Origin of the sequence: Paracnuella aquatica (assembly GCF_003332885.2) — a bacterium.
Taxonomy (GTDB): Bacteria; Bacteroidota; Bacteroidia; order Chitinophagales; family Chitinophagaceae; genus Flavisolibacter; species Flavisolibacter aquaticus.
In genome coordinates, this window is sequence record NZ_QOWJ01000006.1 from 241,472 (window position 1) to 263,540 (window position 22,069).

Sequence of the window (22,069 nt, forward strand, 5' to 3'; positions counted from 1 at the left end):
TTGGTGTTGTAGGGAAATAGATTTGTTGCGGGGAAGTTGTCGTGAAACGTGAATGGTGAAACGTCAATGGTGAATGGGCAATCGTGAAACGTCAATCGTGCAAAGGGAATGTGCTGATGTCTGATGTAGTGATCGCTGATTTTCCCAAATCATACATCACCACATCAGCGATCAGACATCACTCAATTCACCATTCACTATTTACGATTGACGTTTCACGTTTCACGTCCCTCAATCATTCAGCGCATCATACACCAGCAGCTGGCTTTTGGTGACGATGGTTTCGCCGGGTTGCAAACCTGATTGTAAGTAGGTAATATTACCCGACTGGCTGTACACTTCCACAGCTCGCGTTTCAATGTTGGTGCGGCTGTGGTACACCATTACCCAATTGCGGCTTTTATCAAATATTACGGCAGCCGATGGAATGGCCACCAGCGTTTGCGGCTCCTGGTATTGAATGTGCACGGTAGCACTCATCTCAGGCTTCAGCAACAGGTCGGCATTGGGTATGCGGATGCGCACTTTCATGGCTTTTGTTTCCGGATCCAGCACGTTGAAGATCTTATCCACCTTGCCCACAAATGTTTTATCGGGGTAAGCAATGGTATTGATTTCCGCTGTTACACCCACATGTATTTTACCAATTTCCGATTCGTTTACATTGGCCAGCACCCACACTTCGTCGATCTGCGCAATGGAAAAAAGCGGCTCCGAATTATCGCTGCGCAACTGCACATTTTGGTTGATGTTTTTATCAATGATAAAACCGCTGATAGGTGCCGTTACGTTGTAGTTCGATCCGCCGCTGATGCGGTACACCTGGAACATTTCGTTGGTGCGTTTTTTTTCGGCACGGGCTTTTTCCAACTCCCGTTCGGCCGCGGCCACATCCCGTTCGGTATTCAGTTTGCCTTCGTATAGTTCGCGGGCTACCTGCAGGTTTTTTTCGGCCAGCGCCACATCGCTGATGGCATCCATGCGTTCGCGGTCGAAGCCGGCCACCTCGCCGCTACGGATCACCGAAAGCACCTGTCCTTGCCGCACATAGTCGCCTAGTTCCACGGCCACTTTGGTAACGGTGCCGCCCACCAGCGGAAACACCTGCGCCTGCCGGTTGTTATCGGCGGTGATTTTGCCAAACAATTTCAGGCTGCTTTGCACGGGTTGCGTGGTTGCTTTTGCAAAATCCATTTGCTGGAGCATCGTGTCGCTCAGCGAAAATGTTTTTTCCGGTTCTGCATGGGTGTTAGTGCCGCATGCAAATAGTGTTAAGGCCGAAGCCAGGATTAGTAAGCTGTATAAAGATTTCATGTGTTGTAATTATTGATAGATGGGAAGTGCAATGGCGTAGTTGATTTGTTCGGCAGCCAGCAGCAGTTGCTTGCGCACCTGGCTTACGCCGGCCATGCTTTCGGAGTAGGATTCAAAAAAATCAATGAACTCCACCAGCGAAATGTTTCGTTTGCGGAAATTCTCGCCCATGCCATTCAGTACGGTGTTGAAGTCGTCGGTGTACAGGCTGTGTATTTTGTGATACTCCTGTATGCTGCGCTGCATGTTGCGCCATGCTTCCTGTACTTCGGCACGTATTGCTGCCTGGCGCATCGCCTTTTCGTTTGCAAAAAGCTGCTGCTGTATTGCTGCTGCTTTTATATTTCCTTGGTTGCGGTTCCACAGCGGCAGCGGCAGGCCCAGCGTCAGGTTTACCTGGTTGCGAAAAGCACCGCCCTGCTGATCGTACACGGCACCCACCGACAGATCAGGCACTGCCAGGCTGCGCTGGTAGCGGGTGTTGATGCCGGAAAGGTCTTGCTGCAGTGCCGCCATCTTCCAGTCGGAGCGGTTTTGATACGCCAGCGACAGCAATGAGTCCAGCGAAGGCAGATTGGTATATTGCTCCGGCTGCACACCCGGAAAATCGGGGACAATCACAGCATCGGTATGTAGCAGCAATTGCAGGTTGCGTTGCTGTTGCTGCACGCCCTGCATCAGTTGTGCTTTGTCGTTGCTGATGTCGATATAAGCGGTTTTCAATCGCACCACATCGCGAAGCGCCACATTGCCTTGCCTGGCCTGCACTTCGTACAGGCTGATGAGGGTATCGAGTTGTTGCAATTGCAGGTCGTATTTCGACAGGGTGCGCAGATCGAACAACACACCATAGTAGTTGGTGCTGAGCTGCAGCTTCAGGTTGCGCAGCAACTCCTGGAACGATTGCTTTGCCAGCTCGGTGCTGGTGCGGGCCATGGCCACTGCATGGGCACGCTTGCCACCCAGCAGCAGCAATTGTTCCACTGCAAACATCTTTTGCCCGCTGTTGCCTACACGCAGCACTTTGTTGTTTTCGGAGGAGGTGAGGTTTAGTTCGGCACTTACAACAGGGTTGGGATAAAGTTTTGCCTGCACTTCAAGTGCTTGTTGCTGTTCAATATCGAACTGTGCGGCAAGTATGTACAGGTTGCTTTGTAAAAAAAGCTTTTCTGCCCCGGGCAGGGAAATACGCAGGCTATCCTGTGCACACAATGATCCACCCCATAGGATGACCCATGCGTACAGGATGCCTCTTTTTAATAGAGACATAACGTTTCGCGATTTAAGAAAACAGGGAAATAGGCAGGCGCATCAATGCTCCTGCTGAATCAATAAAATGCCGGCCATGCGGCGTCTTAAATCACGCTTTGGGAGGAGGAATAACGATATCGCTGCAGCCTTTGGGCAGGGGTAAAAAATCGGGGGAAAAGAAATGAGGCTTAGTTGCAGGAAGTATTTCGGGAAGCAGTGTTATTTCGGGCGGAACGATCTTTTTTACTTCTTTATGCAGGTGAAAATAATGCGGCTGGTCGTTGTCTTCGTCATCGGCAGGCAGCTGTTTATCGTGTTCACTCATCAGCACATCCTGCACAATATATTCCACCACGCTGTTTACATCATCTACCTGCACGCCACGGGCATCATACAAATCCATTTCTTCCATAACGGGGAAGAACATGGATGTGTTCATGTGCGAAAGGAGTAGTATGAATGCCAGCAGTTGCTTCACAGGCCGTAAAATTAAGAACCGCTGACAAACAAACTGTTAAACCTCCATCCGCACTAATGGTGAACATGCAAGTACAGCGATGTTTTCAAGCTTGATACACGCTTACCTGCATGCTTTGTTGTACCTCCGGTTTTGGAATGTCGATGTAAGCCAGCAACCGTTCTTCCAGGAGCTGCGCATAGGTTTCAAAATAGAGCACCACATCGTCCCGCACATTTTTTTTCAACCACCTGAATCCGCCTGGCAACCGGTGCAATACTTCCTTGTTATTGAGGTATTCGAGGTGATGAATATCGGGTGGCGTAAGGCCAATAGCTTCCAGTTTGGAAATAAGCAGGTAAGCAGGAGCGGAGGTGACGCCGCAGTAATCTTCGGCAATTTCCGTCCACTCGCCGATGCCGGTATGCGCATGCCGCAAAATTTCTTCTTTGGTCAGGTGCGTTACGGTTTGCAACAGGTGCCCGCAGTTGCAGGAGCCATGGTGGCCCCAGGCGTACGGGGCGCCATCGCGTAAATTTTGTGCCGCCTGCCGCAGCGCACCAATCAGGGTAAGGTTGGGATGAGCCATATTGGATCCTTTTTGTAGTAAACAGCAAAAGCCGTGCATTTGTTGCCGCTCACTGTTTTTTTACAAAACGGAATGCAGTGATGTAGCAACTGCCGCAGGCTTGCGGGGTGCCAGTTTCTTTTTCCAAATAAAAATGGTATACCCGATGCAAACGCTACCGATCACGGTTGGCGCCAGCCACACCATTACCGGTGGCAGAAACGTGATGTTGGTAACCAGGAAGGCCGTCCAGGTGGCAATGTAGCCGCCGCCCATGCCGGCAATGTGGCCAAAGATCCAATGGCCTTTTTCCTTCGGGCCTTTGATGAACAGTTGCACATCTTTAGTGGCAAAGCCAACGCAGATCAAACCAAACACCAGCGGCACCGGCGCAAAGCTGTTGGGCAGCAACCGCAGGCTGGAACCGATCAGCGCAAGGCCAAAAATGCCGCCGGTGGTTGCCACGGCCCAGTCGATAACGGAAGCTTTTTGTCCGCGGCCCAATTGCTTGAGGTATAATATGCGGTAACCCCGCACCACCAGGTAATAGGAGAAAAAGCCCACCATGAACAGGAACCAATTTTCTTTTAAAATGCCTAGTATGACGGCGGTGATAAAAACGGCAGTCATGCTCCAGAAATAGACCCGGCCGCTGCCCCGGTGGCGGCCATTGCCTTTGCGGGTAACAGAAGCAATAAAGCCACTGATGAGTGCACCAAAACCGCCGATGACATGAATGACAAGAAGTACAATAGTGAAGGTTGCCATAGTTGTTTGTTTGTCGTTTCAGGGACAAAGCAACAACATGGGTAAGGCCTTTTCCAAACCGGAGGGGCGGGGTGCAGGCGCTTGGGGCCAACAGTGAGTTTTGGGGTAAAATGCACTGAATATCAGCGCTATTGGGGCGAATGGGAAAGGTGCGCCAGCCGGTCTTTCACCGTTTGGGTAAGACTGCGGCTCACCGGAACCGCCTCGGTGGTGCCCTGCAGGTGTAGCCGCAGGCCCTGTGCATTGCCACTTACCTGCACCACCTGGTCGAGGTTGACGAGGTACATGCGGTGGCAACGGAACAGTTGTGGATGGGCTGCAACCTGCTGCTCCATGCTTTTCAGCGAGGCCCGCAGCAGCTGGCTGGCGGCAGCGCTATTTTTTAAAAAAGCTACCCGCACATAGTTGTCGGAGGAGGCGATGAAAAGGATAGCATTTGCCGGCAGGTCCAGTTGCTCCTTTTGTCCTTCGCCACGCAGGGTGAGCAGGGCAGGTTGTGGTGCTGCAATCGCTTCAGGTGTTTGGGGTGCAGGAGGCGCTTTTAATTCCACGTTTACCTCTTGCGCTGCTGCTGCGTACCGGCGGTACAGCATCAGTTGTTTTAAAAACACCACAAAGATGAGCGGGAACACACCCACCTCCGCAGTAATGAGCAGCACACTCCAAAAGGAGCGCTGGCCATGCCTGTTGCCATACAGCGCTTCGAGCAATGCATAATTACCGGCTGCTACAAAAAGAAGGATGATAAAAAGGTAGAGCAGCTCTTTCCAGCTTTTCCAGTGGGCTTCGGAAAAAGGCTGTGGAAAAATTCGGGGCAGGCCGGCTTGCAGCAAACCACTAATCACAAATGTAACCAGGCCAAAGAGCAGGGCATGCAGCCATACCGTTTGCTGCGGTAGGGTGGACAGGCCAAAGGGTTGAAACACGCCGAGGAACAGGGTGATGAACAGCCCGATGCCGGCGCAGACCCGCAGTTTGCGGCCAACATGATACACAAAAGGATAAGGCTGCAGGAGAAAGCGGCGCATGGTGCAAAGATATTTGCTGCGGTTGGAAGCGGGGTGTGTTGTTGTGGGTTGGTTGGGGCATTGTTGAATTTGTTTAATGGGTTCAATATGTTCAATTGGTTCAAGGTGTTGACGGGTTTAAGTTGTTTAATTACTGTTGGTGTTGGGGCGTTTTGGGTGATGCAGAAATGGTGTGAGGGTTTGGTTGTTTATGGCTTTTAAGTAGTTATTCGATTTTTGCTTTCAGGTCTTTTTTATTGAGCAGTTCGGTTGCTGTTTGTCATGCTGAGCGCAGCGAAGCATCTGGGTGGTGCCAATGAGGAATGATTGGATAGGAGGCAGACTCTTTGATGCTTCGAAGTGTTTTGTTAGTGCAGGCTCAGATCCTTCGCTGCGCTCAGGATGACAGGCAAAAAGTGTGATTGGTAAGCAAAGAATATCTGAATGGAAACGCAAAATTTCAGTGATGGTGTAGGACACTTATCACAATCAGTATCTGTCATGCCGAACTTGTTTCGGCATCTCCTTGTGCCCTTGTAAACTCCGACAGGTGAGGGAGATGCCGAAACGAGTTCGGCATGACAGCTAATGAAAGGAAATGGTTTACTGCAGGTGGAGGAGTAAAGCACAATAGCTAAACAGAACGTACAAGTGTGCGACGCAACGGCAGTATAGTAGCAATGCTACAGCCGGTTACATAAAAATAAAAAAGCCACAAAGATTTTGTCTTTGTGGCTTTGAGTGTATTGAATGCTTGTACAACTTGAACAAGCAGTTTTTCTGCGCTTGTTATACTACCAGGTTCACCATTTTGCCCTTTACAAAAATGATCTTTTTGGGCTGCTTGCCTTCGAGCCATTTTTGTACCACTTCGTTTTGGAGCACTAGGCCTTCCACTTCGGCTTGGGCAGCGTCCAGCGAAATGGTGAGGGTGGTGCGCAGCTTGCCGTTTACCGAAATGGGATATTCCTTGCTGCTTTCGGCAATGTGCTGTGCTTCGAATTTGGGGAATGGCGCATCGAGCACCGAGCCTTCGTTGCCCAGCAACTTCCAAAGCTCTTCGGAAATATGCGGCGCAAAAGGCGTGAGTAGTACCAGCAACGGCTCGAGGATGGCCCGCTTGTGGCATTTAAGGTCGCTCAGTTCGTTCACACAAACCATGAAGCCGGACACACAGGTGTTGAACGAAAAACGCTCAACATCGTCTTCGATCTTTTTGATGGTGCGGTGCAGCACTTTCAGCTCGGCAGCGGTGGGTGCATCGGCCGTAACGATGATGCCTTTCAGTTCGTCCACATAGAGGCGCCAAAGTTTTTTGAGGAAACGGTGTACGCCTTCGATGCCTTTGGTTTCCCAGGGCTTGCTCATTTCCACGGGGCCGAGGAACATTTCGTACATGCGGAAGGTGTCGGCGCCGTATTGAGTTACGATGTTGTCGGGGTTCACTGTATTGAACTTTGACTTAGACATCTTTTCCACCTCATTGTCGCAAATGTATTTGCCATCTTCCAAAACAAATTCCGCATTGTTATAATCGGGACGCCAGTTCTTAAACGCCTCAACATCCAGTTCAAAACCATCAACAATGTTTACATCCACATGCAGCTTGTCGACAACTTTGCCCTGATAAGTTCCTTCCGCATCCAGCAATCCTTTTGAAACAAATGTGTTGGTGCCGTTGATACGGTAAACAAAACGCGACGAGCCTTGGATCATTCCCTGGTTCAACAGCTTCTTGAACGGTTCATCAAAAGAAATATGTCCAAGGTCGTACAGCGCTTTCGTCCACATGCGGCTATAAAGCAAGTGGCCCACAGCGTGTTCGGTGCCGCCTACATAAAGGTCTACCTGGTTCCAGTAATCAGATACAGATTTATCGCAGAATGTGGCATCATTGTGCGGGTCCATATAGCGCAGGAAGTACCACGATGAACCGGCATAACCGGGCATGGTGTTCGTTTCCAGTTGCTGCGATGTCCAGCTCTCAATGTTTGCCAGCGGGCCTTCACCTTCGGGGCCGGGGCCGTAGCTGTCCACATGCGGCAACTCCAGCGGCAGTTCATTTTCGGAAAGCGGGTATGCAACGCCATCAATCCATTTAATAGGAAACGGTTCGCCCCAGTAACGCTGACGGCTAAACGCAGCATCCCGCATTTTAAAATTGGTTTTGCGTTTGCCAATGCCCATCGCTTCGAGTTTGCCCACCACAATTTCAATGGCATCACGCATTACGGTGCCGTTGAGGAAATCGCTATTGGTAAGGATGGCGTCTTTTGTAGGATTGGCTTCTTCGCCATTATAGGCATCGCCAATGATGTTGGTGATGGGAATGCCAAAATGCTGCGCAAACTTGTGGTCGCGTTCATCGCCGCAGGGCACGGCCATGATGGCGCCGGTGCCGTAGCCGGCCAGCACATATTCGGAAATCCAGATGGGAATTTCGCGGCCGTCAAACGGGTTGACCGCATAAGCGCCGGTAGCCACACCGGTGATCTTTTTCTCGGCCATGCGTTCCCGCTCGGAGCGGCTTTTTACATAGGCAATATATTCATCCACGGCGCCTTCCTGCCCGTTCGATTTGATCTCGTGTACCAGATCCAGCTCGGGGGCAATTACCATAAAGTCGACACCAAAAATGGTATCGGGGCGGGTAGTGTACACCCGCAATTTTTGATTGGTGCCTTTTATTGCAAAATCAATTTCGGCGCCGGTGCTTTTACCAATCCAGTTGCTTTGCATTTCCTTCATGGCGTCGGAAAAGTCAACGGTTTGCAGGCCTTGCAGCAGGCGGTCGGCATATTCGGTAATGCGCAGGTACCATTGGCGGAGGCGTTTTTTCTCCACCGGGTAACCGCCCCGTTCGCTTACGCCGTTCACCACTTCATCGTTGGCCAGTACGGTGCCTAGCGCCTCGCACCAGTTTACCTCGCCGTAGCCGCAGTAGGCTACACGGTATTCCATGAGGATGGTTTGCCGGGTTTTTTCATCAAAAGATTTCCATTGTTCTGCAGTGAAACTATTTCCGATTGACGATTGACGATTGACGATTGATGCCAGCTGGAAGTTGGCGTTGGGAATGGGATGATTGCCGTTGCCTTCCCCTTCAAAGATTTTTACCAGCCCTTCGATGGGTTCGGTTTTGGCGGTTTGGCGGTTGTAAAAGCTGCTGAACAGTTGCAGGAAAATCCACTGCGTCCATTTATAATAGCCCGGCTGGGAGGTGTTTACCTCTCGGCTCCAGTCAAACGAAAACCCGATCTTATCGAGCTGGCTGCGGAAGGTGTCGATGTTTTTGGCGGTGCTCACGGCCGGGTGCACGCCATGCTCGATGGCGTATTGCTCGGCTGGCAGGCCAAAGGCATCGTAGCCCATGGGGTGCAGCACATTGAAGCCGCGGTTGCGTTTGTAGCGGGCAAAAATGTCGGAGGCAATATAGCCCAGCGGGTGGCCCACATGCAGCCCCGCCCCGCTGGGGTAGGGAAACATATCGAGCACATAATATTTGGGTTTGTCGCTTTGGTTAGGCACCTGGTAGGCTTTAGATGCTTCCCACTGCGCCTGCCATTTTTGTTCAATATCCCTGAAGTTGTATTCCATTGATGCGCTGTAATTAAGTTTTTTTGGGTAACCACCAAGACACGAAGTAACAAAGGCACACTAAGAAAATCCTTTGTGAAACTTGGTGCCCTTTGTGTCTTTGTGGTTCAAAATATACTTAGCTGGCAATAAGGCAGAGCCCTCGCCGTTAAAGAAGGGCAAAAATATGGGATTGCGCCCTGAGTAGCCACTAAAGCTGCCGCTGCTATCCGGCCCGTAAGGCGCAAACCGCTATTTTTGCCGCACTTCAAAACAACTGAACCCTCATGGCGCAATTTGGCAAAGCTGCATCCAAACGCGGAAAACCCTCATACTTTATGTCCATCCTCGGCGTAACGCTGGTGCTGTTTCTGCTGGGCGTGGTGGGCTGGATCACCATCAACTCGCAAAAGCTGATTCAGTATTTTAAGGAAAGCGTGGAGGTGCAGGTGTTTTTAAAGCAAAATATCCAGGACACGGCCCGCGAAAACCTGCAGAAATATATTGCCGCACAGCCCTACACCAAGGGCGTGAAGTTTACCGATAAAGAAACCGCGAAAAAGGAATGGATGAAAAGCGGCGGTGAGGATTTTACCGAATTCCTCGACAATGCGCTGCTGCCCACTTCTATTGATTTTACCCTTAAGGCCGATTTCGTGGATTCGGCAAGGCTGGTTGGCATTAAAACCGACCTGGCTCGTTTCCCGGCGGTGGATGAAGTAAAATACCCAAACGCAGTGGTGGGTAAAATGCAGCGCAACTTCAACCTCATCAGCCTTACGCTGGCCGGCGTGGCGGCACTTATTGCCCTGATGGTGATCGTGCTCATCGACAATACCATCCGGCTGGCCATGTTCTCCAACCGGTTTTTGATCAAAACCATGCAAATGGTGGGCGCCACCCGCTGGTTTATTGCCAAGCCGCTCAACGTGCGGGCCATTGTTAATGGCGGCATTTCGGCGGTCATTGCCATTGCGCTGCTATATGTGGTAATTGTGGTGGCGGAGCGCTTTTTGCCCGATCTGCAGGCCCTGCGCGACAACAGCCTGCTGCTGCTCCTGTTCCTGATGCTGCTCATTATTGGCATTTCCATTACCCTGTTCAGCACCCACCGCAGCGTGGTAAAATACCTGCGCATGAAGCTGGACGAGCTGTATTAAATCCTTTTGGGATGGGTAAATGCAGCGGCAGCCTCTTTTGGATTATTGATTATTCAATTATTGATTACTGTTTGTTAACCGATAGTGGCTAATAATAAATAATTCAATCATCAATAATATTTAATTAACACGACAGATTTTTGGGAGAGTGGGTCATTGAAAGATTTTCTCCTTTTCTTTGCCCTGCTTAAGTGCAACACATCATGAAAGAAAAAAGATCGCCCCTACATATTGATGAGCCCGCAACCAACCGGGCCAGCATGTTCGACCGCAGCAACTATACCTGGATGCTGATTGGTGCAGCCGTAATGGTTGTAGGCTTTTTGCTGATGGGCGGCGGCCGCAGCGCCGATCCCAACGTGTTTGACGCCAACGAGGTGTACAGCACCACCCGCATCACCATCGCACCCATCCTCATCCTGGCCGGGTTGGTGATCGAGATCTACGCTATTTTTCGCCATCCCAAAGCCTAGCGCTTTTTTTATATATCACCCATGACCTTATTCGACGCAATCATTATTGCGGTGGTGGAAGGCTTAACCGAGTTTTTGCCTGTTTCCTCTACCGGACACATGATTATTGCTTCTTCCTTGCTGGGCCACAGCAATGATACTTTCACCAAAATTTTTGAAGTATCCATCCAACTGGGTGCCATCCTGGCCGTGGTGCTGGTGTATTGGAAAAAGTTTTTCCAGTTTACCAACCCGCTGTTTTATGCCAAGCTCATTGCCGGTGTTTTCCCGGCGCTGGTGGCGGGCTACCTGTTCAACGATGCTATTGAAGCCTTGCTTGGCTCCGAGCTCATTGTGGCCATTGCCCTGCTCCTGGGCGGCATCATACTGGTGTACATCGACCGGTTGTTTCCGCAAAATACCACCCCCGACCTGCTGGCCGCCGAAACCACCCGCAGCGAACTGGTAGAAGCCGACGAACAACTGACGTTTAAAAAAGCATTTTTTATTGGCTGCTGGCAACTGCTGGCTATGGTGCCCGGCGTAAGCCGCAGCGCATCATCCATTATTGGCGGTATGCAGCAAAAACTGACGCGCAACTTTGCCGCGGAGTTTTCTTTTTTTCTGGCAGTGCCCACCATGGTGGCCGCTTCGGGGTATTCGCTTTTTTTGAAAAACTGGACCGAGGAGGGTGTGGAAGTAAAAGGCTACGAAATCATTTTTGCCACGCAGGAAAATATACAGGCATTTGCAGTAGGCAACGTGGTAGCTTTTATAGTGGCACTTTTGGCCATCCGGTTTTTTATTTCTTACCTAAAAAAATACGGGTTCCGCGTTTTTGGTATTTACCGCATCATTGCCGGCCTGGTGCTCTTGGGCATGTATGCCATGGGGTGGCTGGGATGATGGGAATGATGCGTTATGAATTATGAGTTATGAGTTGTGCTTGTTTAGGCAGTAGCCGGATTCATCATTTATCATTCATCATTAGTTTACGTTTTCAGATGAAAAACACCTCTGCACTTTTTTAAAACATCTGGAACATGGACACGGCATTGCGCATTATTCTGCCCCTTTATTTTTTGGTTTATTTCGGTGTTGCCTTTGTGGTAAAAACATTGTTGGTGGCGCGGCGCACCGGCACCAATCCGCTGGTGCTGCCCAAAGACGATAGCGCATATGGGCTGATCGGGCGGTATTTTAAAATAACACTCATCGCGCTGTTTGTGTATGTGCTGCTGTACAGTTTTCTGCCGGGCATACACACCTATTTTTGATCTATTACATGGTTGCAAAATCCAATAGTCCAGTATGCAGGTTTGCTGCTGTTGGTGCTGGCACTGGTGTGGACGGTGGTGGCGCAAAGCCATATGCGCAACTCCTGGCGCATTGGCATTGATACCGCAAACAAAACGGAGCTGGTTACAACCGGGCTGTTCGGCGTTTCACGTAATCCTATTTTCCTTGGCATGATCCTCAGCCTCGTGGGTGTTTTTTTGGCTACACCCAATGCATGCACGTTGTTGTTTTTGGTGGTGGGTTATATGCTGATGCAGGTGCAAATAAGGCTTGAAGAAGAATTTCTGGTGCGGGAACATGGTGCGGAATATGTGCAGTATCAAAAAAGGGTAAGACGGCTTATTTAAAAATGATGCTTTCGGATTTGACGGCCACTTGTGATTGCATCAAGCGATGTTCGGGTGATCATTGCAGTGAAAAGATGTTTGAATGGGTGGGATCAGTTGCTTCGCTGCGCTCAGCATGACAACAACAGGATGCGCATTAGTGATGAATAGGCTTGGTGCACTGGATCATTTCTGCAGCCCTGCCAAATGTTGTCTATTAGTTGCCGGTAAATTATTCAGTGAACTACCGCTTTTCGCAAAATCACATTACGTTTGCTGATGCAGCAAACCGCCCCTAAAAAAGTGGTAAATGCCTGGGCCCTGTACGATTGGGCCAACAGTGCCTACAACCTGGTTATTACGTCCACCATTTTTCCTGCTTATTTCGAAGCCATCACCGGCGACGGCAACGAAGCAACCGTTGACCGCGTTAGTTTTATGGGCCGCAGCTTTTTAAATACGGCGTTGTACAACTATGCGCTGGGCGTGGCTTTTATCGTGGTGGCGCTGGTTTCGCCGCTGCTTTCCTCCATTGCCGATACACGGGGCAACAAGAAAAACTTCCTGGCCTTTTTTATGACCATGGGCAGCCTTGCCTGCTCGGCCCTGTTTTTCTTTACGCCGGGCCGCCTGGCACTGGGCATAGCCTGTTTAATCATTGCCTGCATCGGCTATTGGGGCAGCCTGGTTTTTTACAATTCCTTTCTGCCCGAGATTGCCGCACCGCAAGACCGCGACCGCGTTTCAGCAAAAGGTTTTGCGTATGGCTACGTTGGTTCAGTGTTGCTGCAGATCATTTGTTTTGTGTTTGTGTTCAAGCCCGAGTTGCTCGGTGGCGATGAGGCCAGCACCATTCAGTTCCGTTTTTCATTTTTGCTCACCGGCCTGTGGTGGTTTGGGTTTGCGCAGGTGCCGCTGCGGCGCTTGCCTCGTTACCAGATGCACCTGGTAGATCCCAAGCGCAGTGCGTTGATCAATGGATATTTAGAATTGCGCACCGTGTGGCAGCAACTAAAGCGGATCAAAGTATTGAAGCGTTACCTCACTGCGTTTTTCTTTTACAACATGGCGGTACAAACCATCATGCTGTCGGCTGCGCTGTATGCCAAAAGCGAGTTGCAGATACCCACTACCAATTTGATCATTGCCATTGTGCTCATACAACTGATCGCCATTCCGGGTGCTTATATTATTTCATGGCTTTCGGGTAAAATCGGCAACATCAAAGCCTTGATGGTTTGCGTTTTTGTGTGGATCATCAACTGCATCATTGGCTACTATGTGCCCACGCATGGCGTGTACGAGTTTTATGCGCTGGCTGCTGCCATTGGTTTTGTAATGGGTGGCGTGCAATCGTTAAGCCGCAGTACTTATGCCAAACTGATGCCCGAAACAAAAGACACTACTTCGTTCTTTTCTTTTTACGATGTAACCGAAAAGATTTGTATTGTGATCGGGATGTTTTCGTTTGGCTACCTTACCGAACTCACCGGCTCGCAGCGTACCTCCGTGCTGGCGCTGGTGGTGTTTTTCATTGTTGGTTTGCTGTTGTTGTTGCATACGTTGCGAACGCAGAAGAGGGAATCAGAAGTGCAGTTAAGTTCGGTGGTGCATTATTAATTACTGATTATTGATTATTTCAGGCGTTCGCTAAATAATAAATAATTCCAATAATCAATAATCTTATTCTTTCGTTTCAAATTGCACGCATGAAACTATACACCATCGATACCGAACTGTTCAAGCTGGATGGCGGCGCCATGTTTGGTGTGGTGCCCAAAAGTATTTGGCAAAAACTCAATCCTGCCGACGACAATAACCTGTGCACCTGGGCCATGCGCCTGCTGCTGATTGAAGATGAAGGAAGGCTGATCCTGGTGGATACCGGCATTGGCAATAAGCAGGATGCAAAGTTCTTTGGCCACTATTACCTGCATGGAAATGATACGCTGGACAAGTCGTTGGCAAAACACGGTTTTCACCGCGATGATATTACCGATGTTATTTTAACGCACCTGCATTTCGATCATTGCGGTGGTGCCATCATTCGCGAAGGTGATCGTTTGTTACCTGCATTTAAAAATGCGCAATACTGGAGCAATGCACAACACTGGGATTGGGCCGTGCATCCCAACGACCGCGAAAAAGCTTCTTTTTTAAAAGACAATATTCTGCCCATTCAGCAAAGCGGGCAACTGGCATTCATCACCATGCCGCAGCCTGCAAAAGATCGGTTGCCGCAGGCGCCTTTTTCGGAAAATATATCGCTGCGTTTTGTAAGCGGGCATACTAACAGCATGATGCTGCCGCAAATAAATTACAAAGGAAAAACCATTGTATATATGGCCGATCTGCTGCCTTCTGCAGGGCATATACCGCTGCCGTATGTTATGGCGTATGATATGTTTCCGCTAACTACTTTGGGCGAAAAAAAGATGTTTCTGGAAGAGGCGCTGGCAAATGATTACATCCTGTTTTTTGAGCACGATCCTAAATGGGAATGCTGCACGCTGGAGCAAACGGAGAAAGGGATCAGGATGAAGGAAGCGTTTACACTGGCAGAGTTGGGTTAAACCAATTAATGCATCGGGCAACAGATTTACAAAGATGCTTCAACGAGCTATAAAAGTAAATGGTGCTGTTTCGGCCTCACTACAACTTTTACCCAAAAAAAGCTCGTACTGAATCCGATAGCCGGCTTGCCATTTTTCAAGTAAGCTTTCCACGCTGTGCAACCCGGCATGCCTGTTTTTATGCTCGGTATTTACCACATTTGCCACAATATTTACATATTTTGCCTTTTCGTAACACAGACCTTTTCGTTGTAGGAAGATAGAGGCGTAATTGTTATGAAGCGCAGCTTCAAGGCTGTTAGGTGCTTTATAAGAAATGTTTTTGATCAGTGTCTGAATTTCTTTTTTATTATAAAAAGTGATGTCAACAGACATCGGATAAGCCCAGTCTGATCTAGGCTGCGCCTTTGACCACTCCCAGCAAATCATAAAGGGCGATAATGCCACTCCGCTTGGTTTTATGAATTCTGGTAATGCCTGCTGCTGGTCGCGGATGTAGCAATAGGTAAGATCTTTTCCTTTAATAAGGCTGGGTAAGATGTGTGCTGGGTTAAATGCAATCACCTCTTGCATATCGAAGGTGTCAATAAACATACCGTCATCGGTCATGAAAAAAAGCGTAGTAGTATTTATTTTTTCCAGCAACTCCTCTAAATCTTTTTTAAACGATTTCTCAGCTGAAAATGTAACAGGCTTATCTGCAAATATCTTTTTCAGATCCTCGTATGCCGAAGCATGCATCTTGCTGGTAGTGGTATATAACACACTTAGTTTAGCTGGATTTTTTACACATGCAAAGTAACTAAGCAACAAAGCATGTAATTGCATGGCCCGGTCCTTCGAAAACACAATGCCTTCGCAGGAAGGATGCTGAAAGACCAAATCTTTTTCATATTGCTCTATCATACGCTGATAGGCAGCTGAAGCAGTTTGCAGTGCTTGTAATTCGTTTTTAAAAGCAGGCTTACCAATAGCTCGTAATACTTTTTTTACCTTTTGCTTTATCATGTTGTTTCACTCGGCTATGAAGGTATGATGAACGACTTTTTCTACAAGCGCCATTTAGCTTGCTGCTTTTTACTACAAGTATTTTAATAAATGGAAATAAGACTTTACGAAGACCATTGTGCAAGCTAAAATGATTATGACATTGAACGTCTCTGCTTCAGTACTCCCCTTCTGGTTCTTTTCAGTTATTTACATTCCGCGTATCTTTTAAAATTATTCAAAATCGCCTGCCAGCCTTGCTGCTGCATGTCCACATCGTTCATTGTTTCTGCATCGAAAGTAGTGGTGACTTTTGTAGCGTCGCCGGTTGCTTCAAACAACGTAGTGGCCTGCCTGCCATCGGCCATGGTATAACTCAGTTGGTTGGGTGGATTGATAATGTCATACACCGCTTCAAAATCAAAACCAAAGCTGCCGTCTTTTGCTTCCATCCTGGCCGAATGTTTGCCGCCGGGCCGCAGATCGGTTTCGGCCCTCGGGCATTGCCATTCGTCGGTGGCAAAGTTCCATTGCGTAATATGTTCGGGCCGTGTGTAATACTCCCACACTTGATCGATCGGTGCTGCAACAGTTGTTGTTACAGTAACTTTTGTTGGTTGCATTTATATTTTTTGATTCGGTTGATCGTTGTTTCCATTCAGTAATTATGCCATTACCGAAACCATCGACAAAGCAGTTTCGGCAAGGGTTTCGTTACCCGCTATGGCCACGCTGCGCCGAACATCATCGGGTCGCAGGCTTTTCGAGAAAAGTTTCCATGCCAGTTCCGGATCAATACTTAATACTGCATCGGCACTGGCTGCGCTACCGTGGTGCAACTGCCAGCCCATTTCCTCTTTTTGTATGTGCCAGGTGCCGCCAATATCGGTGAGCACCGTAAGCTGTACAACAGTTCCTATTGGTGCATCAACATGCCGGTAGGTGTAAGGCAATGCCTGCATAAAAATGTTGATGAAGGGATAAAACAATGCGCGGGTCATGATGCCGGGTTTATTTACCGCATCCCTTATTTGTTGCTGGTGCAAAAATTTTTCGGTGTACTCCCGTGCAATGTGCATCCAGTTTTTGCTTTCCGTTTCGCCGGCCCATGCCACCGAAAATGCAGCGGTATCCCAGGAGTTCAACGATTGGTAATAGCGGCAAAACATCGGCCCCGTTATTTGGTGTAATAATATAAGCATATAAGTACTTACCCGCTTCATGGCCTGCACCCAATCGGCATTGAGGCGGTTTAAAAACTGCACCAGTTCTTCGTACGATTGAGCGTTTGCGCTTTCACCAAAATAGCCATCGCGCAGCATCGACAGTATCCTGATGTTGCCGTCCAGCAAATGCGCTGCCACGTCTTTTACAGTCCAAAGTTTGGCAACAGTTTGTTTATGCCAGTCTTCAGGAGTTAAGGATTGCAGTAAAGTAATCAGTTGTTCATCCAGCACCGGCAGCAGGTGGGCAACATCAATGGGCGGGGTAAGTTGGTGCATGTAAAAATGAAAATGAACAATTGCGTTATTGTAGGTTGATCACCCCGGTGAACGATTTGTTTTGCGTATATACCGGTATGCTTAAAATGCACCACTTGAGTAATCCATTGCCTGCGTAATTGATGGTTCCGTTTTCTGCATTTCGATTAAACGACACTTCTCTGGGCTGCCACTGGTGACCGCCCACCATTCCTTCAAATGAAAAGTATACCCTTGTGGCAGCCATGGCCTGTTGCGTGCCTGTCCGGCTAAAACCAACCGACATATGCAAGTCGGTTCCAACATAATCTGCAATCACCACCTGGGCCGAAGCTTCGGATTTGGGTAGCACATCGCGGTTTGTTTGCTGCACAAAGCTGTTTGGATACTGTTGGTTCGGTACCAACGTTGAATCAAGGTCTTTGTTTCTGTTGGCAAATGAAAGCAGCCCAATCACAAACACCAGTGCCGCCAGGCCACCGATTTTTTCCCGGATTACTGTGGTTGCGCGGAAACAAACGTAGATAAAAAACAGCAGCAGGGCGATGTTGCATATGGTCCAGAGCAAGTACGTCATGGTTGCGCATTTTTAAGAGGAGCCATCGGCCGCCGGCTAATGGTTTCGCTAATATATAAAAGCTTCGCCATGTACCCGCCCTTAACCTATGGGTAAAAATGCGTTCGCCGCTTTCGTGCATGCATCAATCCTTGCGCAGTTTTTTCAATGCACCCATCGGGTAGCGCAGGCCTTTGTATCCCATCATGTCCACTTTTACCGAACCCACAATGATGGGGCTTTCAATGCGCACCGGCACCCGGTTGGCATCGTTGCTTACCCACACGGTCATTTTTTCGCCGCCTTCGAAAATGGTGCCTTTGATCAGCAGCGGGCTAAACTTAATGGAGTTGAATGTGCCGTAGCGTGTTTTGATTTCTTCGGTGCCCTGGTAGCGCACATACAGGTTGTGCAGCTCGCCATCCAAAAACATGCTGAACGGAATTTTGTCGCCTTTTTTGTAGCGGGCATAATCAATGTTGCGGGCATAGTAAATAGCGCTCAACACATCCTGCACGCAGGCCGGCACTTTAAACGATCCTTTGTTGGTAACGGCAGTATTGGTGGCTTTGTTGAAAGCAATGGTTTCAAAAATTTTATCGCCGCCTTCATTCACGTTGCGGATAAATTTTAAAGGCTGCATCGTGGCCGTGTCGATAAAAGTTTCGTAGCGGTCCCGCACTTTGTAGATCCAGTCGTAAGAGTTGTGGGTGCGGCCATCGCCCACTACATGATATACCGGGCGGCCATTGAGTTGTTGCAGGGTGGTGGTAAACGATACTGCGCCGGCATTGACAAACACGCCAGCCAGGTTGTAAAAAACGGTGTAGCTGATTTGTTCGCCGCTGGAAAAAGTATAGTTGCGGATGCCGCAAAATTCGTCGGGCGGGGCCACGGGTTTCCGCATCGACACCATGCCCCAGCAGGCCAGCAGCAATACCATCGCAACACTAATCTTTTTCATTTTGTTTATTAAAAAAACGAACGCTCAAAATTAAACCAGTTCCGGCTACTGCGGGTATGACTAAGTTCAGGAACCAGATGCTGACCGTTGTTAAACCAATGCCCAGGCTATTGGTTGAAAAAAGCCCCAGCAGCGTCAGGCTGATCTCGCCGCGCAGGCCCACTTCGGCCAATGCAATGGACGGAATAACGGCCATGGTTAAAAACTGCATGCCCAGGGCATGGGTGCCCTCCCACAACCCTACCTGCACGCCAAAAAACCGGAACAGCAACAGGTATTGCAGCACAAACACCGCGTAGCGCAGCGCCGACAGCAAGAGTAATTGCAGCAACAAACGGTTGCTGAATGCCTCGAGGCTTTCAATGAGGTATCGGTACCGGGTTTTGCTCAGCCACTTGTTTAACAAACGCCCCAGTGCCCCGGTTTCAAAATAAAAAAGGGTTAAAAAAAAGGCGCTGGCGCCCACACCAAACAGCGCAAACTGGTACAACACTTTTGAATAGTACGGCGTTGCCGTTAACGCATTTTTCAGCACCATCAATGCGGCGAAACCTGCATACAGCGTAATGAGCAACTGCCCGATGCTGCCCACTAGCGTCACGGAAATGCTGCGCAGCCGGAAACCATCGGGCAGGAACAACATGCGGCCCAGGTATTCGCCCATGCGGTTGGGCGTGCTTACGGCAAACGAAACGCCGGAGAGCACCGCTTTGAATGCTTTGCCAAATGAAACCGGATGTATATTGCGCACCGACAGTTGCCACTTGCGTGCCTCGATGCCCCAGTTGGCCACCACCAGCAACACGGCGCCTGCAAACAACAATACTCTTGATGAAGAAAAAGATCGTTTTACCGCAATCCACGAAGCCTCGAGGTGAGGCTGCTGCACTATTTGCCGGTAAATGGAAAAGCCAAGCCACACCGCCAGCAACGGACCTAAAAAATAGTTGATGAAGATTTTGATACTTTTGTTGGGCGGCATAAAAAGAAGGCAAAAGTAAAAATTCAAAAGGCAGAAAAAGGAAACACTACGATACACCGTTTTTTACGTCTTACTTTGAGCCACTGCGGCAACTTGATTCCTATGAAAAAACCTGCTACCATTATATTAGGCGTCGACCCCGGAACCCTGGTTATGGGTTATGGCATTGTTGCCGCCTCCGGCGAAGACCTGGAAGTGCTGGCCATCGATGCACTGAAACTTTCCTCCAAAAAAGACAACTACGAACGCCTGCGGCTTATTTACTTAAAAATTACCGAGCTGGTGCGCCTGTACAAGCCCCATGAGTTTGCTATTGAAGCGCCGTTTTTTGGTAAAAACGTGCAGAGTATGATGAAGCTGGGCCGGGCACAGGGCGTGGCGATTGCCGCTGCTATGGCCGGCGATATGCCGGTTACTGAGTACTCGCCTAAAAAAGTAAAACAAGCCATTACCGGCAACGGTAATGCCGATAAAGAGCAGGTGTGGCAAATGCTGCAACGCATTACCAAACTGGAAGACCGGCCACAGGTATTTGATGCTTCCGATGCGCTGGCGGTGGCAGTGTGTCATCATTTTTCGGCGCAGCGGCCTTATGCAGCCAGCGCTACGCCCAACAAGCGGTCGCGCAGCAAAGCGGGCTGGGACCAGTTTATTCAGCAAAACCCGGAGCGGGTGGGGTAGAAGGGAAGACGGTAGAGTCAGGAAAGACGGAAAAGACGGGACGGAATAGGTGATTCGGATGTTGACCAGAGTGCTATCGAGGTAAAGTTTTGTTACGTAGTAAGTGTCATGCCGAGCTCCATTCGGCATCCCCTTGTGCTCTTGTAAACTCCGTTAGATGTAGGGGATGCCGAATGGAGCTCGGCATGACAGTACCAAAGTTCAAACTATTGCCCATAAACAAAGAGCGGCGTTGCATTTGCAACGCCGCTCTTTGTTTATGGCTTGTCTGAATCCGTTTTGTGAAATTGCAGACGGGTTTGATCTTTAATCCTGCTTCTTTTCCTGTTGCCCTTCGTCGGTTGTGCGTGGACCGTATTCATAGTAAGGATCGTTGGGTACAGCGGGCTGCGCAATAGTTTCATCGGTAATGGTGGCCTCCTGCTCTGCGGCCGTAGTAGTTTCGGGCTCGGCAAGTGGCGCATCATCTTCTTCTTTATGGAAAAACCTTTTTTGAAATGCCAGCAGCACCAGTACGCCAATGGAAATAGAGGCATCGGCGATGTTGAAAATGGGGCTGAAAAACTCGAACGGTTTGCCGCCAATGAACGGCACCCAACTGGGCATGTTGGTTTGGATAATGGGGAAATACAACATATCAACCACGTGGCCGTGCAAAAAGCCGGCATAACCGCCGCCGGGAGGCAGCGCTTCGGCAATTTGGGTGTAGGTGGTTTGGCTGAAAATTAAACCGTAAAACAGCGAATCAATCAGGTTGCCCAGCGCACCGGCATAAATGAGAGCGGCGCAAACAATGAAACCGGTGGTGTAGCGTTCACGAACAATTTTAGCGATGTACCAGGTACCAAAACCAACCGCCACCAAGCGAAACAGCGTCAGCAGCATTTTGCCCCACTCGCCGCCAAATTTCCAGCCCCAGGCCATGCCTTCGTTTTCGATAAAATACAGCCGGAACCACGACAGGCCCAACACATTGGTAATATGTCCAAACGGAAAGGTGGTCTTGATCCAGACCTTCAGCGCCTGGTCGGCAAGGATCACCAGCAAAATCAACAATACAGCAGAACGCAGTTTCACATTAAGTTTATTAGGGTTTCAAAGATAAGGGAAGCGGGGACAATACCTCCTGCAGGTGTACCGGCGCAACATGGTAGCAAGGTGTTAAGATTTTAGGTGGATATTTCATTGTTTGATCAGGGCTTAGTGTTTTGTCGTGCTGAGCGCAGCGAAGCATCTGCGTGTTGCAAATGAGGCATGGTTGGATAAGAGGCAGATCCTTTGATGCTTCAAAGTTTTTTGCTGGTGCAGGCTCAGATCCTTCGCTGCGCTCAGGATGACAAGCAAAAGAATTTAGGAAATGAGTGCGTTGAAGCATTTTCGGCAGCCCTTCGGGCTAAGGAAGATGGGATTGGGTAAATGGTATTACAATCGAAGAGTATGATTTCAGTGGTGCTGTAGGACACTTAATACAATCAGGGTTTGTCATGCCGAGCTCCATTCGGCATCCCCTTGTGCTCTTGTAGCCTCCGATAGATGTAGGAGATGTCGAATGGAGCTCGGCATGATTGTCATGATTTATCCAAAAATTTTTTAAGCTGCAGCGGGTCGTTTTTCTTCATACTTCCGGCCCTTAGTCACTACCGAAGCTACGCGCAGCAGAATTTTGT

At 49.2% G+C, this 22,069-nt stretch carries 22 protein-coding genes; 8 read left to right on the plus strand and 14 right to left on the minus strand.

Annotation, left to right across the window (positions count from 1 at the left end):
• Positions 1-231: 231 nt before the first annotated feature.
• The 7 genes from DRJ53_RS11270 to leuS form a co-directional block, all read right to left on the minus strand.
• Positions 232-1,314, minus strand: a complete 1,083-nt coding sequence (locus tag DRJ53_RS11270) for an efflux RND transporter periplasmic adaptor subunit (protein WP_114235732.1) — start codon at positions 1,312-1,314, stop codon at positions 232-234.
• Positions 1,315-1,323: 9 nt separating this feature from the next.
• Entirely contained in the window at positions 1,324-2,583 is a 1,260-nt protein-coding gene (locus tag DRJ53_RS11275; protein WP_114235733.1) for a TolC family protein, read from the minus strand.
• Positions 2,584-2,674: 91 nt separating this feature from the next.
• Positions 2,675-3,004 (minus strand): hypothetical protein, encoded by a 330-nt coding sequence (locus DRJ53_RS11280; RefSeq protein ID WP_162303858.1) that lies wholly within the window; start codon positions 3,002-3,004, stop codon positions 2,675-2,677.
• Positions 3,005-3,128: 124 nt separating this feature from the next.
• A complete protein-coding gene (locus DRJ53_RS11285) occupies positions 3,129-3,611 on the minus strand; it encodes a hypothetical protein (protein ID WP_114235735.1) in 483 nt (160 codons plus the stop codon).
• 60 nt (positions 3,612-3,671) lie between these two features.
• Entirely contained in the window at positions 3,672-4,358 is a 687-nt protein-coding gene (locus DRJ53_RS11290; protein WP_114235736.1) for a hypothetical protein, read from the minus strand.
• A gap of 128 nt (positions 4,359-4,486) precedes the next feature.
• The gene (locus DRJ53_RS11295) at positions 4,487-5,386 is read right to left on the minus strand and encodes a LytR/AlgR family response regulator transcription factor (protein ID WP_114235737.1); all 900 of its coding nucleotides are present in this window, start codon (positions 5,384-5,386) and stop codon (positions 4,487-4,489) included.
• Between the two features lie 768 nt (positions 5,387-6,154).
• Positions 6,155-8,962 (minus strand): leucine--tRNA ligase, encoded by a 2,808-nt coding sequence (gene leuS / locus DRJ53_RS11300; RefSeq protein WP_114235738.1) that lies wholly within the window; start codon positions 8,960-8,962, stop codon positions 6,155-6,157.
• A gap of 266 nt (positions 8,963-9,228) precedes the next feature.
• On the opposite strand from leuS, the gene DRJ53_RS11305 reads away from it, so the two are divergent.
• From DRJ53_RS11305 to DRJ53_RS11330, 7 genes are all read left to right on the plus strand, one after another.
• The gene (locus DRJ53_RS11305; protein WP_114235739.1) at positions 9,229-10,101 is read left to right on the plus strand and encodes a cell division protein FtsX; all 873 of its coding nucleotides are present in this window, start codon (positions 9,229-9,231) and stop codon (positions 10,099-10,101) included.
• A gap of 203 nt (positions 10,102-10,304) precedes the next feature.
• Positions 10,305-10,574 carry a DUF3098 domain-containing protein gene (locus tag DRJ53_RS11310; protein ID WP_114235740.1) on the plus strand — a complete coding sequence of 90 codons (270 nt, stop codon included), beginning with the start codon at positions 10,305-10,307 and terminating at the stop codon, positions 10,572-10,574.
• 21 nt (positions 10,575-10,595) lie between these two features.
• Positions 10,596-11,459: an undecaprenyl-diphosphate phosphatase gene (locus tag DRJ53_RS11315; protein WP_114235741.1), complete on the plus strand. Its 864-nt coding sequence runs from the start codon at positions 10,596-10,598 to the stop codon at positions 11,457-11,459.
• Between the two features lie 137 nt (positions 11,460-11,596).
• Positions 11,597-11,830, plus strand: coding sequence for a hypothetical protein (locus DRJ53_RS21550; protein ID WP_206609759.1), 234 nt, complete (start codon positions 11,597-11,599; stop codon positions 11,828-11,830).
• 12 nt (positions 11,831-11,842) lie between these two features.
• Positions 11,843-12,199, plus strand: a complete 357-nt coding sequence (locus DRJ53_RS21555; protein WP_206609760.1) for a methyltransferase family protein — start codon at positions 11,843-11,845, stop codon at positions 12,197-12,199.
• Positions 12,200-12,457: 258 nt separating this feature from the next.
• A complete protein-coding gene (locus tag DRJ53_RS11325) occupies positions 12,458-13,798 on the plus strand; it encodes an MFS transporter (RefSeq protein WP_114235742.1) in 1,341 nt (446 codons plus the stop codon).
• 89 nt (positions 13,799-13,887) lie between these two features.
• Positions 13,888-14,751, plus strand: a complete 864-nt coding sequence (locus DRJ53_RS11330) for an MBL fold metallo-hydrolase (protein WP_114235743.1) — start codon at positions 13,888-13,890, stop codon at positions 14,749-14,751.
• A gap of 39 nt (positions 14,752-14,790) precedes the next feature.
• Here the strand turns inward: DRJ53_RS11330 and DRJ53_RS11335 are convergent, their stop codons facing one another.
• From DRJ53_RS11335 to DRJ53_RS11360, 6 genes are all read right to left on the minus strand, one after another.
• Positions 14,791-15,759 carry a hypothetical protein gene (locus tag DRJ53_RS11335; protein ID WP_114235744.1) on the minus strand — a complete coding sequence of 323 codons (969 nt, stop codon included), beginning with the start codon at positions 15,757-15,759 and terminating at the stop codon, positions 14,791-14,793.
• 185 nt (positions 15,760-15,944) lie between these two features.
• On the minus strand, positions 15,945-16,361 hold the full coding sequence (locus tag DRJ53_RS11340) for an SRPBCC family protein (RefSeq protein ID WP_114235745.1): 417 nt from the start codon (positions 16,359-16,361) through the stop codon (positions 15,945-15,947).
• Between the two features lie 42 nt (positions 16,362-16,403).
• Entirely contained in the window at positions 16,404-17,240 is an 837-nt protein-coding gene (locus DRJ53_RS11345) for a maleylpyruvate isomerase N-terminal domain-containing protein (protein ID WP_114235746.1), read from the minus strand.
• Positions 17,241-17,265: 25 nt separating this feature from the next.
• On the minus strand, positions 17,266-17,796 hold the full coding sequence (locus tag DRJ53_RS11350; RefSeq protein WP_114235747.1) for a hypothetical protein: 531 nt from the start codon (positions 17,794-17,796) through the stop codon (positions 17,266-17,268).
• Between the two features lie 124 nt (positions 17,797-17,920).
• Complete coding sequence (locus tag DRJ53_RS11355) at positions 17,921-18,739, minus strand: DUF3108 domain-containing protein (protein ID WP_241558524.1); 819 nt, start codon at positions 18,737-18,739, stop codon at positions 17,921-17,923.
• On the minus strand, positions 18,726-19,721 hold the full coding sequence (locus tag DRJ53_RS11360) for a lysylphosphatidylglycerol synthase domain-containing protein (RefSeq protein ID WP_114235748.1): 996 nt from the start codon (positions 19,719-19,721) through the stop codon (positions 18,726-18,728). The genes DRJ53_RS11355 and DRJ53_RS11360 overlap by 14 nt, the downstream gene beginning before the upstream one ends.
• Positions 19,722-19,823: 102 nt before the next feature.
• Here DRJ53_RS11360 and ruvC point away from each other — a divergent pair, with 102 nt between their 5' ends.
• A complete protein-coding gene (gene ruvC / locus DRJ53_RS11365; RefSeq protein ID WP_114235749.1) occupies positions 19,824-20,402 on the plus strand; it encodes a crossover junction endodeoxyribonuclease RuvC in 579 nt (192 codons plus the stop codon).
• A gap of 306 nt (positions 20,403-20,708) precedes the next feature.
• Here the strand turns inward: ruvC and DRJ53_RS11370 are convergent, their stop codons facing one another.
• Positions 20,709-21,479, minus strand: a complete 771-nt coding sequence (locus DRJ53_RS11370) for a lipoprotein signal peptidase (RefSeq protein WP_114235750.1) — start codon at positions 21,477-21,479, stop codon at positions 20,709-20,711.
• Positions 21,480-22,069: the final 590 nt, after the last annotated feature.

Bases quoted from the DNA above. Each gene is read 5' to 3' on its own strand.
- DRJ53_RS11270 (WP_114235732.1), bottom strand. From the start codon at position 1,314: ATGAAATCTTTATACAGCTTACTAATCCTGGCTTCGGCCTTAACACTA.
- DRJ53_RS11275 (WP_114235733.1), bottom strand. From the start codon at position 2,583: ATGTCTCTATTAAAAAGAGGCATCCTGTACGCATGGGTCATCCTATGG.
- DRJ53_RS11280 (WP_162303858.1), bottom strand. From the start codon at position 3,004: ATGAACACATCCATGTTCTTCCCCGTTATGGAAGAAATGGATTTGTAT.
- DRJ53_RS11285 (WP_114235735.1), bottom strand. From the start codon at position 3,611: ATGGCTCATCCCAACCTTACCCTGATTGGTGCGCTGCGGCAGGCGGCA.
- DRJ53_RS11290 (WP_114235736.1), bottom strand. From the start codon at position 4,358: ATGGCAACCTTCACTATTGTACTTCTTGTCATTCATGTCATCGGCGGT.
- DRJ53_RS11295 (WP_114235737.1), bottom strand. From the start codon at position 5,386: ATGCGCCGCTTTCTCCTGCAGCCTTATCCTTTTGTGTATCATGTTGGC.
- leuS (WP_114235738.1), bottom strand. From the start codon at position 8,962: ATGGAATACAACTTCAGGGATATTGAACAAAAATGGCAGGCGCAGTGG.
- DRJ53_RS11305 (WP_114235739.1), top strand. From the start codon at position 9,229: ATGGCGCAATTTGGCAAAGCTGCATCCAAACGCGGAAAACCCTCATAC.
- DRJ53_RS11310 (WP_114235740.1), top strand. From the start codon at position 10,305: ATGAAAGAAAAAAGATCGCCCCTACATATTGATGAGCCCGCAACCAAC.
- DRJ53_RS11315 (WP_114235741.1), top strand. From the start codon at position 10,596: ATGACCTTATTCGACGCAATCATTATTGCGGTGGTGGAAGGCTTAACC.
- DRJ53_RS21550 (WP_206609759.1), top strand. From the start codon at position 11,597: ATGGACACGGCATTGCGCATTATTCTGCCCCTTTATTTTTTGGTTTAT.
- DRJ53_RS11325 (WP_114235742.1), top strand. From the start codon at position 12,458: ATGCAGCAAACCGCCCCTAAAAAAGTGGTAAATGCCTGGGCCCTGTAC.
- DRJ53_RS11330 (WP_114235743.1), top strand. From the start codon at position 13,888: ATGAAACTATACACCATCGATACCGAACTGTTCAAGCTGGATGGCGGC.
- DRJ53_RS11335 (WP_114235744.1), bottom strand. From the start codon at position 15,759: ATGATAAAGCAAAAGGTAAAAAAAGTATTACGAGCTATTGGTAAGCCT.
- DRJ53_RS11340 (WP_114235745.1), bottom strand. From the start codon at position 16,361: ATGCAACCAACAAAAGTTACTGTAACAACAACTGTTGCAGCACCGATC.
- DRJ53_RS11345 (WP_114235746.1), bottom strand. From the start codon at position 17,240: ATGCACCAACTTACCCCGCCCATTGATGTTGCCCACCTGCTGCCGGTG.
- DRJ53_RS11350 (WP_114235747.1), bottom strand. From the start codon at position 17,796: ATGACGTACTTGCTCTGGACCATATGCAACATCGCCCTGCTGCTGTTT.
- DRJ53_RS11355 (WP_241558524.1), bottom strand. From the start codon at position 18,739: ATGAAAAAGATTAGTGTTGCGATGGTATTGCTGCTGGCCTGCTGGGGC.
- DRJ53_RS11360 (WP_114235748.1), bottom strand. From the start codon at position 19,721: ATGCCGCCCAACAAAAGTATCAAAATCTTCATCAACTATTTTTTAGGT.
- ruvC (WP_114235749.1), top strand. From the start codon at position 19,824: ATGAAAAAACCTGCTACCATTATATTAGGCGTCGACCCCGGAACCCTG.